Annotated in this window: 10 protein-coding genes; 3 read left to right on the forward strand and 7 right to left on the reverse strand. The window is 62.0% G+C overall.

All coding sequences use genetic code 11. The features are described from left to right. Positions 1–10 precede the first annotated feature (10 nt). Positions 11–1,567: a TrkH family potassium uptake protein gene (locus ACYQ2I_RS01975; RefSeq protein WP_460165309.1), complete on the reverse strand. Its 1,557-nt coding sequence runs from the start codon at positions 1,565–1,567 to the stop codon at positions 11–13. A gap of 270 nt (positions 1,568–1,837) precedes the next feature. Here ACYQ2I_RS01975 and ACYQ2I_RS01980 point away from each other — a divergent pair, with 270 nt between their 5' ends. Then, complete coding sequence (locus tag ACYQ2I_RS01980) at positions 1,838–3,445, forward strand: ethylbenzene dehydrogenase-related protein (protein WP_460165310.1); 1,608 nt, start codon at positions 1,838–1,840, stop codon at positions 3,443–3,445. A gap of 13 nt (positions 3,446–3,458) precedes the next feature. Here the strand turns inward: ACYQ2I_RS01980 and ACYQ2I_RS01985 are convergent, their stop codons facing one another. After that, positions 3,459–4,067: a DUF4254 domain-containing protein gene (locus tag ACYQ2I_RS01985; protein ID WP_460165311.1), complete on the reverse strand. Its 609-nt coding sequence runs from the start codon at positions 4,065–4,067 to the stop codon at positions 3,459–3,461. 302 nt (positions 4,068–4,369) lie between these two features. On the opposite strand from ACYQ2I_RS01985, the gene ACYQ2I_RS01990 reads away from it, so the two are divergent. Then, on the forward strand, positions 4,370–5,194 hold the full coding sequence (locus ACYQ2I_RS01990) for a M99 family carboxypeptidase catalytic domain-containing protein (protein ID WP_460165312.1): 825 nt from the start codon (positions 4,370–4,372) through the stop codon (positions 5,192–5,194). Positions 5,195–5,275: 81 nt separating this feature from the next. Here ACYQ2I_RS01990 and tatA read toward each other — a convergent pair whose 3' ends face one another. Further along, positions 5,276–5,596: a twin-arginine translocase TatA/TatE family subunit gene (gene tatA / locus ACYQ2I_RS01995; protein ID WP_460165313.1), complete on the reverse strand. Its 321-nt coding sequence runs from the start codon at positions 5,594–5,596 to the stop codon at positions 5,276–5,278. A gap of 99 nt (positions 5,597–5,695) precedes the next feature. Beyond that, positions 5,696–5,914, reverse strand: coding sequence for a Sec-independent protein translocase subunit TatA/TatB (locus ACYQ2I_RS02000; protein ID WP_460165314.1), 219 nt, complete (start codon positions 5,912–5,914; stop codon positions 5,696–5,698). A 610-nt stretch (positions 5,915–6,524) separates the two neighbouring features. Here ACYQ2I_RS02000 and cysK point away from each other — a divergent pair. Next, positions 6,525–7,484, forward strand: a complete 960-nt coding sequence (gene cysK, locus ACYQ2I_RS02005) for a cysteine synthase A (RefSeq protein WP_460165315.1) — start codon at positions 6,525–6,527, stop codon at positions 7,482–7,484. Between the two features lie 277 nt (positions 7,485–7,761). On the opposite strand, the gene ACYQ2I_RS02010 is transcribed toward cysK, so the two are convergent. The 3 genes from ACYQ2I_RS02010 to ACYQ2I_RS02020 all read right to left on the reverse strand — a co-directional run bounded on the left by ACYQ2I_RS02010 (position 7,762) and on the right by ACYQ2I_RS02020 (position 12,694). Then, positions 7,762–10,281, reverse strand: coding sequence for a M56 family metallopeptidase (locus ACYQ2I_RS02010; RefSeq protein ID WP_460165316.1), 2,520 nt, complete (start codon positions 10,279–10,281; stop codon positions 7,762–7,764). Positions 10,282–10,366: 85 nt separating this feature from the next. After that, positions 10,367–10,753, reverse strand: a complete 387-nt coding sequence (locus tag ACYQ2I_RS02015; protein ID WP_460165317.1) for a BlaI/MecI/CopY family transcriptional regulator — start codon at positions 10,751–10,753, stop codon at positions 10,367–10,369. 117 nt (positions 10,754–10,870) lie between these two features. After that, positions 10,871–12,694, reverse strand: coding sequence for a glycoside hydrolase family 71/99 protein (locus ACYQ2I_RS02020; RefSeq protein ID WP_460165318.1), 1,824 nt, complete (start codon positions 12,692–12,694; stop codon positions 10,871–10,873). Positions 12,695–13,256: the final 562 nt, after the last annotated feature.

The raw sequence follows: 13,256 nt of genomic DNA on the forward strand, positions 1-13,256 counted from the left end.
TACCACGGTCTTACTGATTTCGCCAGAACCGTGGCAGGAACAAGGCGACCAGGGCGAAGATTTCCAATCGCCCCAAGAGCATTAAACCCGTCAAAATGAGTTTCGACGCGCCCGACAGCATCGAGTAATTACTCGTCGGACCGACCAGCCCCAAGCCCGGGCCCACGCCGTTGATCGTCGCGGCGACGGCTCCGGCACAGTCGATCAACTTGTTCGCCGGATCGAGTCCCGCGTTCGTCCACGAGCTGTTCGGCTCGCACACCAACAATCCGAACCAGGCAACGACCGAGAAGACCAGGATCAGGCAAAAGTAGACGACCACGTCCTTTCGCAGATCGGGATCCTCGACGGGGCGTCCGCCGATTCGAATGTGGCGGACGACGTTCGGTCGGAAGGAGCGTTCGATTTCCAAGAACAGAATCTTGAACAGGAAGATGTAGCGGATCACCTTCACGGCGCAACTCGTGCTTCCGGCACATCCGCCGATGTACATCAGAAGCAGCAGCGTTCCGCGGCCCAGCGGGTTCCATGCGTCGAAGTCGTGGGTGCCGAACCCCGTGTTCGTGAGCATCGACACGGCTTGGAACACTCCGTAGCGCAAACCGGCGAACGGTGTGTCGAAATCGGCGTAGAGCAGCCCCGCCGCGACGACGATCGCCGACCCGATGATCGTGATGGCCAAGTACACGCGAAATTCGACGTCCCGCCACAGTTTGCCGGGTTGGCCCAACAACACATGGTACAGCAAGGCGAAGTTGGTGCATCCCAGGAACATGAAGATCACGATCGTCGCGTCGATCACCGGCGAATCGAAATGTCCGACGCTTTTGTTGTGCGTGCTGAAACCGCCGGTGGCAATCGTGCCGAAGGCGTGACACAACGCGTCGTAGACCGACATGCCTTCAAGCACCAGTAAGACCGTCAACACGGCGTTCAGACCCACGAAGATCATGGCGAACGTCCACGCGGCACGTTGTGTGCGCTCGTGGGTCGATTCCTGCGTCGGTCCGGGCACCTCGGTCAGCATCAGCGCCTTGCCGGCCGATCCCATCCCCAACACGGCGACGAACAGGACCATGATTCCCAGGCCGCCGAGAAAGTGCGTCTCGGATCGCCAAAAAAGGACGGTTCGCGGGACGAAGGCGGGATCGTCCAGCTCGGTGAGCACGCTGGCTCCCGTCCCCGAGAATCCCGATGCCGACTCGAACACGCCGTCGAAAAAGGTCATGTAGACGGGGCGTCCTTCGTCGTCGAGCTCCCGAATCGTTTCAGAAAACCAAAACGGCAGCGCCCCCAGCAGCGAGGCCAGTATCCAGCTCAGGCCCACGACGGCAATCGCCTCTTTGCGCAGCAGGCGTTGCTTCGACGAACCGCGTCCGAGGTAAATCATCCCGACGCCGATGATGGCCGAAATGCAGATCGCCCCCAACATGCCGAGGAACCCGCGCAGCTCGAACGTGTCGGTCTCGCCGAACGCCGGAAACGCCCACGGCAGGCTGAAGCACATCGCCGCCGCGACGAGGATGGCGATCCAACCGAGCAATCGAAAGATCAAGCGGGTATTCATCGGCAACCGAGGTCTCGAAATCGAGATAGAAGCCCCATGAGAAACCGTACGGCGAACGGCGCGCCGACGGGCAAATATACAGCGCCCGGCCCGGTATTCCCAAGGGAGCCCGGCGGATTGCAATTTTCGTGCCTCAACATCGTGCACCGACTGCCTTTGTGTGCATTTACAACCAGAAAGCCCCGATTATACTAGCCGATTCGGGCGCCGGTGGGTGGTGTCTTATTCTGTTTTCCCCCAAACGTGGTATTCAACGGGGTTTGCCGTCTCATGTCGACCGAATCTCACGCGAGCGCTGCTGCATCGGCTGCCGAAGTCCATCGTCCTGCGACCGGCCGTTCCTCCGGGGAACCCGCCACGTCGAGCGCCAAGAAAGGCCGATCGACGCCCTATCCGCACTTGTTCCGCCTGTTGCACTGGTTGATCAGTGCGGCGCTCATCTTGTCGGTCGTGACCGGGTTGAGCCTTCATGCTTCGGCCGAACCGTACTGGTCGATGTTTCGCGGCCGCGTGGCCGACTGGATGCTCCAAGGCCGCGTTACGTGGCTGCACTTGCTGTCGGCGGGGGTGTTCGTGCCCTGCGTGATTGCCGTGGCGGTCATCTACTTTCGTTTTGCACGGGCGGTTCCCAAGGGACGTCGTCGCGTCACGCACCTTTTGTTGGTCCTGGGCGGGCTGGCGATGGTGGCCACCGCGCCGCTTTTGATGCGACCGATCGGCCCGAATTGGGTTTATTTCGTCGCCCGCGCCGTTCACGGTTTTTCGGGCCTGATCCTATTGCCTGCGGCACTGTTGTGGCATGTGATCGACGGGCTGACGGCCTACTGGAAGCTGTTGGTTCCGGCATTCCACCCGACCCGCGCGCCGCGATGGGGCAGTCTGGTCGTGTTTTGCGTTTTCGCCGCTGCGACGACCTGGCTGTTGTACTGGGAAATGCCCTGGACGACGGCCGGAAAGACGCTGGAAGCGGCGCGAATCGAAGTTCCCTCCACCGAAGTCGGCGACCTGTCGGCCTTGCCTTGGAACACCGCGCAACCGTTGACGATCGAGTTGGCCAACGGCGTGGGCTTCGAGGGCGGAAGAACAGAAGTCGTCCTCAAGGCCTTGCATAACGGCGACGAATTGTTCGTCCTCGCCGAATGGAAGGACCGCACGCTCAACCGAATGTATCTGCCGTGGAAGAAAACGGTCGACGGCTGGCAACACTTGGCGACCGATACGAAAGACGAAAGCGTCTTCTACGAAGACAAGTTCTCGCTCATCTTTCCGATCGAGCACGATCCCGAGTTCGAACGATTCGGTTGCGCTGCGTACTGTCACGTGGGCGGCGGACGCGCCTTCGGCTACAAAGGAAGCGACCTTCCCGTCGACGTTTGGCACTGGAAGAGTGTACGCAGCGATCCGCTGGGACAAATCGACGACAAGTATTGGGCCGAAGTCGATTTCGAGGCCGAAGACGTCGGCCGGCACGGTGATCCCAAGGAAGACGGCACCGGTTACAGCAAGAATTACGCCGAAGGCGTCGATCATCCGTTGTGGTTGCCGCGCGATGAATCGTTCGTCGAGCTGGGTCGGATCATCCGCGAGGGTGCAGTCGAATATTCCGACGAGGCGGCCGCCGCCGTGCCCGTTGGAACGATCGTACCGGGAATCGTGTCGAACGCGTTCGTGGGCGATCGAGGGGATGTCCGCTGCACGTCGGAACACCTAGGCGACCGCTGGCGACTGTACATTCGGCGCAAGCTCGATACCGGCAGCGAGCACGATGTACGATTCGAGCCGGGCGGCACGTACGGGTTTGCCGCGGCCGCGTTCGATCAGACCTCGAAACGACACGCCTACAACCTGACGACGTATCACTTGCACCTGGCACCGTAACGACGGCGTCGCATCAGGCCGCCTTGGGTTTCTTGCGCGCCCGGTACAGGTACGGATTCATGCTGGGGTCGTTGTACATCTTGAACTGGCGGTACACTTTCAGCCGCTTCTTACCGCAGGCGATGTCGTCCAGCAATTCCCGCAACGAACGACTCAAGTCGGCGTGTTGCTCGTAAAGAATTTCGAGCTTGGCGAGGGCCTTGCGGCGATGGGTTTCATCGGCGTCGGGCCGCTTCGCCTGTTCTTCCATGTGGTAGATGCGCAGCGCCAGAATCGACAATCGATCGATGACGCTGCCGGGCGTTTCGGTGTTTTGCTTGGCATCGGCCGAAGGCGTCACGCCGGCTTCGGCCAACATCGCGATCAACGCGTCGTCGAGCTGTTCGATGTAGTCGTTGCGGGCCTGATTGAGCTTGTCGATCGCCCGCTTGACCTGCGCGATGACTGCATCGTCGGCCGTCGGGTCGCGGGCTTTGTCTTCCTCGTGCCACAAGCGGAAGTTTTGCTCGTGCTGCGTGCACACCAGCCCCAAGAAGCCCGTGTACGGATTGCTGATCGGCTCTTCGTGCCAGCGACGAACGGTTTCGCGATGCAAACCGGTGACGGCGTTCACGTCGATCATGGTTCTTCCTTCCTTGGAAAAAGCAGTCGCGTGCCTGATGCACACGGCTTCGGGGTGTGTTCCGCAACGCCGATGCCGTCGGCGACTCGTTGTTCGAATTCGGTTCGGGACGACTCGTGCCGGTATCCTAACGGCAATCGCCGAATTCACCAACAGCAAATGGGATGGCTGGGCAAATGAGGCAGGCGGCGGTGGTGACGCGATCTGTGTGTCCGGCGAGCGATCGGTTGGTTCATCGACCGACGGCCGATTACGATGATGGATGCGGGACACTTTCAGGCGTTTTTGCCGCGAGGAAGACAATGCGACCCGGCGTGGAAGTGCGTTCGATCGGTGTCTTGCCGGCCGCCTGCTTGGCGATTTGGTGCGGGGTGGGCGTGAACGGGGCCGAACCGGTCGTCGAGGAAGGCCGCCTCTTGCAAGGGACGAAATGGGAAACGCCGTATTTCATCATCGACTCGGGCGTGCCCGGTCCGGTGCTTCTGATTACCGGCGGATTGCACGGGAACGAACCCGCCGGAGCGGCCGCGGCCGATCGAATTCGCCGCTGGTCGATCGAGCGAGGAAGGCTGATCGTCATTCCGCAAGCGAACCGTCCGGGGCTGGAAAAACACACCCGTTGGTTGCCCGGCGAACCTGAAGAAACCCGCAACCTGAACCGCAACTTCCCCACCCGGCAAAATCCCGAACCGCCCAAAACGGAACCGGCCAAAAGCCTGTGGGCGTTCATTTGCCGTTGCGATCCCGATTGGGTCGTCGACTTGCACGAAGGCTACAACTTTCGGATCGCCGATCCGAACTCCGACGGCACGAGCATTATTTATCTCGGGGCCCCCGAGTTGCATTCCATCGCCCGGCGGATGCAGGATCGCGTCAATGCCGAAATCGACGATCCGAACCGGCGTTTCGTGCGGCTCTACAAAAGCGGGCCGGTCAAAGGCGGCCTCGTGCGGGCGGCGATCGAGCTGCTCGACGCGAAAGGGTTTTGCCTGGAAACGACCTACCGGCATCAGCCGCTGGAACTCCGCGTCCGGCAACATTGCCTGATGGTCGAGTGCTTGATGCAGGAATTGGGAATACTGCACAAGGTCCCGGAAACGGTCGCTCCGGCGACCGCGTCCCGCTGAGAGGATTCGCGCAACAAGAAGCCCTCTCGAACGGGTAGACGATCGAGAGGGCGCTTGTACGGTGCGGGCACGACCGAGCGATTACGAATCGGCCGTTTCTTCCTGCGGTGCGGCCGACGGCGGAACGAACTTCGGTGCAATCGCTTCGCGCCGGTCGTCTTCGTTGTCTTCGTCGGAAGCCGTGCTCGTCGTGCTCGACGGCACGCGCGGATTGGTCACCTCGTTCGTGACCGCCCGGAATTCGTTTTCCAACCCCGAGATGCCGCGTTTGAATTCCGAGAAGCTCTTTCCGAGCGAGCGGGCGACTTCCGGCAATCGTTTGCCGAACAGCAAGACGGCCACGACCAAGATGACCAACATCTCGGTTCCGCCGGGTGCCCCGAGTGCCAAGGGAAACGTCATGAACCGAACTCCTCGACCTGTTTCGTGTGCGCGGTTACCGGGACAAGGGGATCGGCGCCCCGGCCGCGGCCGCGCAAAACGCAGCAGAAACAGCAGCGATCACGCCTCGGTGGAGGCCTTCTCTTCCTTGTCGGATGCAATCGCGGCTTCGTCGTCGTCCCCTCCTACGTCGTTGAGCCCCTTTTTGAACTCGACGACGCCTTTCCCGAGGGAACGCATCACACTGGGCAAGCGATTGCCGAACAGCAACAGGACGATGAAGGCGATGATCAACATCTCCATGTAGCCGGGCATGCCGCCGAAGATGAACGATAGCATAGGCTGAAACACGGCAAGACCTCATCCGCAGATATAAAAGGGACGTGCAGCAGGGCGACAGAGACGCCCGCTGATGTGTCAAACAAGCGTACTCTACAAGGTGGGCAGGGCGAATGACGGGAGCGTCCTTCCCTTCTCATCCATTGTAGTGAGGGAAAACCAAGTGTCAAACAAGCAGGTGAGCGGCCTTCACGGCCGACTCCCACCGCTGACGATCGACGACGCAGCCGCGACGCGGGGTGATATGGCTCCCCCAAAAAAGGGGCTGATATGGTTTAGAGTTGACTATTATTGCAAACTTGCTTACAATTCGCCCGTGCACGGCCGACGAACCCGAATCGCACCGAGGCGACGTGCGCGAACCGGGTTCGCCGCTACCGTGCGATGGTTGGAACGACCGTGCCGGTCGTGTGTGGTCCATCCGGACGCGGCCCGGCCCGATGGGCAAATCGGTTGACCGCTCGGGATGGGTTTCCCTATGCTTATTCCCGACATTGGTGATCGGCCGAATCATGTTGGCCGGAGTCGGCCGGACCGCCCTCGCGGCTTTTTGCGGCGGTCGATGGTCCGGCGGTTTTGTTGGTGGATACCAGTTTGAAAGGTCCGTGTCATGAGCCCGATTCCCGAAGGCCGATTGTTCGACAACATTACCGAGTGCATCGGCAATACGCCGCTGGTCAAGTTGCGACGTATCACCGAAGGCTGCGTCGCCGAGATCTACGGCAAGTTGGAAAACCTCAATCCGTTGTGGAGCGTCAAGGACCGCATCGCCCGCGCGATGATCGACGCCGCCGAACGTGACGGCCGCATCAATGAAAACACGGTCGTCATCGAGCCCACCAGCGGCAACACCGGGATCGGGTTGGCTTATGTGTGTGCCGCCCGCGGTTACAAGCTGATCGTCACCATGCCCGAAAGCATGAGCCTCGAACGCCGTCGCATGTTGCGGGCGTTGGGGGCCGAGCTGGTGCTGACGCCTGCGGCCGAAGGCATGCCCGGCGCCGTCCGCAAGGCCGAAGAACTGGTCGCCGCGAACGACAACTACTTCATGCCGCAACAGTTCAAGAATCCGGCCAACCCTGAAATCCACCGCAAGACGACCGCCGAGGAAATCTGGCGCGACACCGGCGGCAAGGTCGACATTTTCGTGGCGGGCGTCGGAACGGGCGGTACGATCACCGGTGTCGGCGAGGTGCTCAAGGCGCGGAATCCCGACGTGAAGATCGTGGCCGTCGAGCCGGCGAACAGCCCGGTCATCACCCAAAAGCTCTCCGGCCGAGAACTCAAGCCCGGCAAGCACGGCATCCAGGGAATCGGTGCCGGCTTCATCCCGGATGTGTTGAATCTCGACGTGATCGACGAAGTCGTTTGCGTCGAAGACGAAGACGCGATGGAAACCTCGCGCCGTCTTGCCCGACTGGAAGGCTTCATGTGCGGCATCAGTTGCGGTGCGGCCACGTGGGCCGCGTTGCAATTGGCTCGCCGGTCGGAAAACCAGGGCAAGCGGATCGTCGTCATCCTCCCCGATCTGGGCGAACGTTACCTGTCGACACGTTTGTTCCCCGAATGATCTGCGCACGGCTTCGACGCCCGGTCCGCGGATGTCGTGGACCGGCGCGTCCTCGGTTGTGCCGACATGCGCGGCTGAGGCGAACGGCAAAGTCGCACGCGGCCGAAGGCTGACGAACCGGCCGGTGTTCGGCATCTGAATGCGAGTGAGCACGCGAGCGCACCGCCGCAAGAAAAGAGGGCCGGTCGTGCGCCGGCGAATTGCTTCGGGTACGGCGGCACGACCGGGGGAGCAGGCATTCTTCAACGCGTGTCGACCGGCGAACGTCGATCGACGCTCAACGTTCGATCTGTTCCAACCGTTCCGTCACCCGTTTCAGCGCTTCTTCGAGTTCTCGGATATGCGCGCGAAGCGCTTCGATTTCGCCTTCGCGGGCTTCGGGAGCGGGCCGTTCGACGGGCGGGCGGATTCGTTCCGGCGGACGATCCGTGGGACGGCGAATCGGCGCCGGTTGCGGCGGCCGCACGTCGGGTCGGTTCGCGCCTTCCCGCAACATCCGCGCTTCGCGCTCGATCGCTTCGGCCATATCGGGATGACCCGACTCGCGCAACAGCCGTGCCGCTTGCATCAGGCGTTCGATGCGTTCGGCTACTTGCGGAGGAACCGGCGGACGCGGCTCGGGCCGATAGACCTGCGGCGGACGCGGCGGGTCGGGCCGATCGCCCCGCATTTCTTCCCGGGCGCGGGCCAAGGCCCGCTCGGTTTCTTCGGCCTGATCGCGAAGACGTTCGAGGAGGTCTTCTCGTCCTTCTTCGCGGGCGCGGGCGATGGCTTCACGCAGTTCGTTCATCCGGCGTTCCAGGCGTTCCAACAGCTCGGCGCCGGGACGCGGGACGTCGCGCGGCGGACCCGCCATTTGACGCATCGCCTCCTCGACTCGCCGGCGAAGCTCGGCTTTGCGCTGTTCGATTTCGTGCATCATCCGCTCGATGTTTCCCAGTTCGCGGCGGCCTTCTTCGACGGCTTCGGGCTGATCCTCGTGCTCATGGATCATCCGCTCGACTTCCTCGGCATGCCGGCGTAGTTCCATCTGATGCCGTTCGAGTTCCTCCATCTGGCGTCTTACCTCTTCGCGGAGTGCCTGAACGGCGCGCTCTCGTGCTTCAGGCGGGGCGTCGCGCGGCACGTCGCGCTCGCGGGCTTCGGGGTGCGGGCGATCGGGGCGATCGCTTTCGCGGCCCTCGCGACGTTCGCGAACTTCACCTTCTTCGTCGTTTTCTTCTTCGTGTTCGCGAACCGCGTGTTCGTGTTCGCCTTCTTCACGTTCTCGAACGGCATGCTCTTGGTGTTCTTCTTTTTCTTCGTGTTCGCGGGCATGTTCTTCGTGCTCTGCCTCATCGTGTTCGGCCGCTACGGCGGTTTCGGCAGGTAGGCCGTCCGGCTTGGGCGGATCGGCCGAGGCGGTTTGTCCTGCCACCGGGAGCAGGAAGGCGGCCAAGGCCGCCGCGGTCAACGACTGTCGCCATCCGATCTTCGTCATTTGGGCATCTCCTTGAAAACTCGAGACCTCGATGGACCCGGGCCGTGCCCAGGCCGTACCAAACAGCACCGCAACGACGCACATTCCGGAAACGACGAGTCGACTCGCGCGACGTTGTGGGCTCACGCGAAACGTGATTGCCCGTGCTCCCTTTTCCCTCGACAACCGCAACAACCGCGCGACACGACGGCCCAGGCTCGAGCGGAACCCTTCGCCGTCGGCTCCCTGCCAGGCCAGCGCGCGGCGTTGCATTCGTTTTCCGTAGCGGACGAGTCCTTCGGCCAGCGCCTCGGCGCCGCCGGGAAGAAGCGCGGCCGCCTCGTCCGCCGCCGTTTCAGCGGCAAAACGCCAGTGTTTGCGGATCAACCACGCGGCCGGATGCCACCACACCGCGGCGACCAGACCGTCGGCCAAAACGTTCCACCAGGCATCCCCTCCGGCCAAGTGTGCCAATTCGTGCAACAAGACCGCCCGATCGCGCAGCCGAAGATGAGCGGCCGGAAACTCGTCCGGCAATCCCAGCCACAACCGGCGAAAACCGAACGCCACCGGTGTCGCCAACCCCGGTATGCGCAGAATTCGCACCTTGCATCGCAAACCCAATTTCGCAGCCAACACGTCGACGGCGGCTTGCAGCGGTTCGTTCGTTTCGACGCGAGCCTTGCCGATCAAGCGAGCGACGCGAAGATGCTTCCATGCCGCACAAACGACCAGGGCCAGCATCCCCCATACCCAAACGAACAACGCGGCTTGCACGACAAGCGACCACGGAAACACACGTTCCTGTTGCGTCGAGGGGGCACCGGCGGCAACCGCTTGCGACGCGGCAACAGGTGTGTCGTCGAACACGACCGGCGGTTCGCTCGGTGATGCTTCCGGCTCGAAATGCGGCGCGATTTCCGGTTCCCAAGCCGAGATGGTAGCCGTCGGGGCCGTCGCTTCGAGTTCGGGGATCGGTGGCGTCCACCGTGCCTGCGGGACGATGACGGCGGTATCCTCTTGCGCCGCTGCGATATGGCAACGGGCCGGCGACTCGCTCGCTTCGTCAACCCGAGCCGTTTGGGGAACGTCGACAACGGGCGTCGATGCCGCGCTCGTCTCCGTTCGATTCCACGCGTGTTGCGCCCAAAGCAGCAGGCGATCCCCGTAGCCGGTCGCCTCGGCAAAACACAACAGCGCTGCCGCGGAAAGGATCACTTGCCACGCGGTTCGGGCCGAGGAAGCCGAACGCAGACAGCGTTCCACGCCCGCCCCCGCCAGATAGAGCAGCGAGAGCCCCAACGTGATCCCGATGATCGGCCCCAGGATTGCCGGCATGATGTCCAGCTCGCGTGAAAAAGATTGTCTGCCAAATCTGAACCGGCTGCGGCTTGTGCCGCGTCCCGCCCGCCGGACGTGTAGGCTATTTGCCCTTGCGCCGACGAGCAATCAATTTTTCCAACCGAGCCAATTCCTCGTCGCTCACTTCCCGATGGTCGAGCAGGTGCATCACGGCGTCGGTGATTCGTCCCCGAAAAATCCGGTCGACGAAATCCTCGGCCGCGTTGCGGACGACGTCCTGTTCGTCGACCTTGGGGAAATAGACGAATCGGCGATTCTCGGTTTGATGAGCGACCAAATCGCGGGCTTCCATCTTGCGCAACATGGTGGCGACGGTCGTATAGGCGAGGTTCTCCGTCCCCAGCGTCTTGTGGACGTCGGCCACGGTCGCCTTGCCCTTGCGCCACAGCACGCGCATGATCCGTAATTGCAAGTCGCCCAACTTATGCGTTTTCTTTTTCGCGGCCATTCGGTCACGTGTATCGGTAATCTACTACACAGGTAATATTACCCGGGTAGTAGCGGACGGTCAACCGTTTTTTCGTAGGAGGCTGGTGGGAAGGCACGGCGAAGTTCCCGCTTTGATCTAGCGATCCGACGCGGGCATTTCGGCGACGTATCGGAAACGGCCGAGCGGGGCTGCGTCGCCGCTGTATAGATACGAACGCCAGTCGCCGTCGGGCGGTATTCCGTCGCTCCATTGGAACAGGATGCGTCGCGGTCGGGCGTCTGCCGAAACGTCGGTGTCGCCCCGATCGGACGCCGCGGGAGCGAGATATTTCCACGGGACGACCAGCTCGAGCCCCGATTCTCCCACGCCCAAGGGCACCGTGCCGAGGACACGTCGTTCGACCGGCGTCATGCCCGAGCGCACGGCGAATGCGCCTTCGGACGATTGTGGATCGACGCCTGTGTTGCGCACGCGGCAATATTCGATTACCGCTTGCGGCCGGGCGTCACGGCGCCGGATGCAAATTTCGCAGCCCAGCGGGCCGGTCGTCGGATCGTCGTCGGCGTCGATCCGGAGAACCATCCAGTCGTCGAAACGGCCGTCCTCGGGCAGTTGCAGGGGCGGCGCGGTTTCGACGAAAAAAGCGACTCCTCGTTCACATCGCGCCGCTTTCGCGACGACGATGTCGTTGCGTCCGCTGGTGTCGCGATAATGCGTTTCGCCCCAGCCGGGAAAGTCGCGTCGTGCCGGATCGCCCCGGAAATCGCGGTATTCGGGTGCGACTGCCCGCCAGTCGTCGAAACGGCCGTCGATCGCAATGTCGGCTTGCGGAATCGGTTCGACGGGGCGGACACCCTTGAACCGGCGAATCTCGGCGACCAGTTGCCAATAGAAGTTGTCCCAGGGAAGGTTCCGCGCCGGTTCGATGTCGCGGCTGAATTCGGCGTCGTACTGATCGACGAAGTACGTATCGCCGACCGCCAACGGCTTCCCCGCCAATTGCGAAGGGGCCTTGTTCGGCTCTTTCAAGAATCGCTGGGCAATCCATTCGTTCCAGCCGGTGATGAAGACGACCGGTGGATCGACTTCGTGCGCGCGGCGCCACTGTTCGGCAAAACACCAGCCGGCCTCGGGGCGACGTTCGGCTTCCGGCGGTTCGGCGCCGTCGTGAAAGCTGCGTCCGATCGTCGAAATCGGATGCTGCGCGGCACACACCGCGATTTGTTCGGGCGTGTCGGGGGTGCTCGACCAGCCGAACCGCTGTGGATAGTGATCCAACCACGGCCACTTGTTTCGTCCGTCACCGAACCAACCCCGCGGCGTCGTCCAGGCCCATGATTCGCGGAAGGTGAAAAACGCCGCCGTTTCTTCCGGCAATCCGGCAGTGGAACTCATCACCAGCGGCTTGCCCTGCCACGTGAACCACAATTCGCGATAACGGCCGGGCTTGTACAGCACTTCGTAGAGATGTTGAACGACGCGCTCGCTGTGCGAATGGCCCAAGAACGCGATCTTGGGCGTGTTCCATCCCAATCGCCGAAGTCGCGTGAACTCGTCGCACAACGCCTGCCAAACGGGATCGTACGTCAGCCCGTTGGTGACGTCGAAGACGATCACGTCGACACCCGCGATCGCAAGCATTTCGGCGTGCTTGCGGATCACATAGGGATCCTCGGTGCGATAGTAGCCGAGCGCCGGTTCGGCCCAAAAGTGGAAGGCGCCGCGAGGTCCCCACGGTTTTTCGGGATCGGCCACGATTCGGCTGATGTCGTACAGCGTCGGATGCCGTCCGCCTTGCCAAAGGAAGTAGAACATCGCAACGATCTTGTCGGGCTGCGGTTTGCGCACGTGTCCGGCTTCGGGGAGGCGGCGTCCCGAACCGTCTGCCGCCGCCCATGTATCGGAAAAAAGATCGATCGGTGAAACGCTGCGTTCGGCGGCCGGCGTCGACGGCGGCACGGGTTCGTTCCCACCGGCGGTTGTTGGATGGGTGAAACACCCCACTACAAGAAGGGTTGCGGCAAAGAGGCCGCGAAGGGCTCCGATACGATATCCACAGGGAGTATGCGATTTTGTCACAGGGGTGATTCCAAGGACAGGTGAACGGCGGCGGGAAAAATCGAAAGGTCGAAAGGCGACGATTTCTCGGCAGGAAAAAACGTACAGCGAGTATCGATGGGATGCCGTGTCGACGATTTCGATTCTAGTTGCTCTTCACGCAGAGACAACGGCGGTCGGTTCTCTTCGATGGATCGCATATTGTCGACAACCGCACCCGACTGTTTCAAATGACGCCGCAATTACGAAGAAAATCCACGCCCCTTGTTTGCGAAAAAACGAAATGCGGCGGATCGGCTTCTGCGCGTACGCGTTGCCGGAAAGCGAAATTTGCACCATGAAGTGATTCGGGTGTCGAGGCTCCGGCGGAAGACGTGCGGCGATTTATTGCTCCACGTTTGCCGCAGGGCCTATAATCGGCGACGTCGACCGCGGAAACATGCCCGAATGTGCGGCGGCGGTC

Source organism: Thermostilla marina (assembly GCF_054657455.1).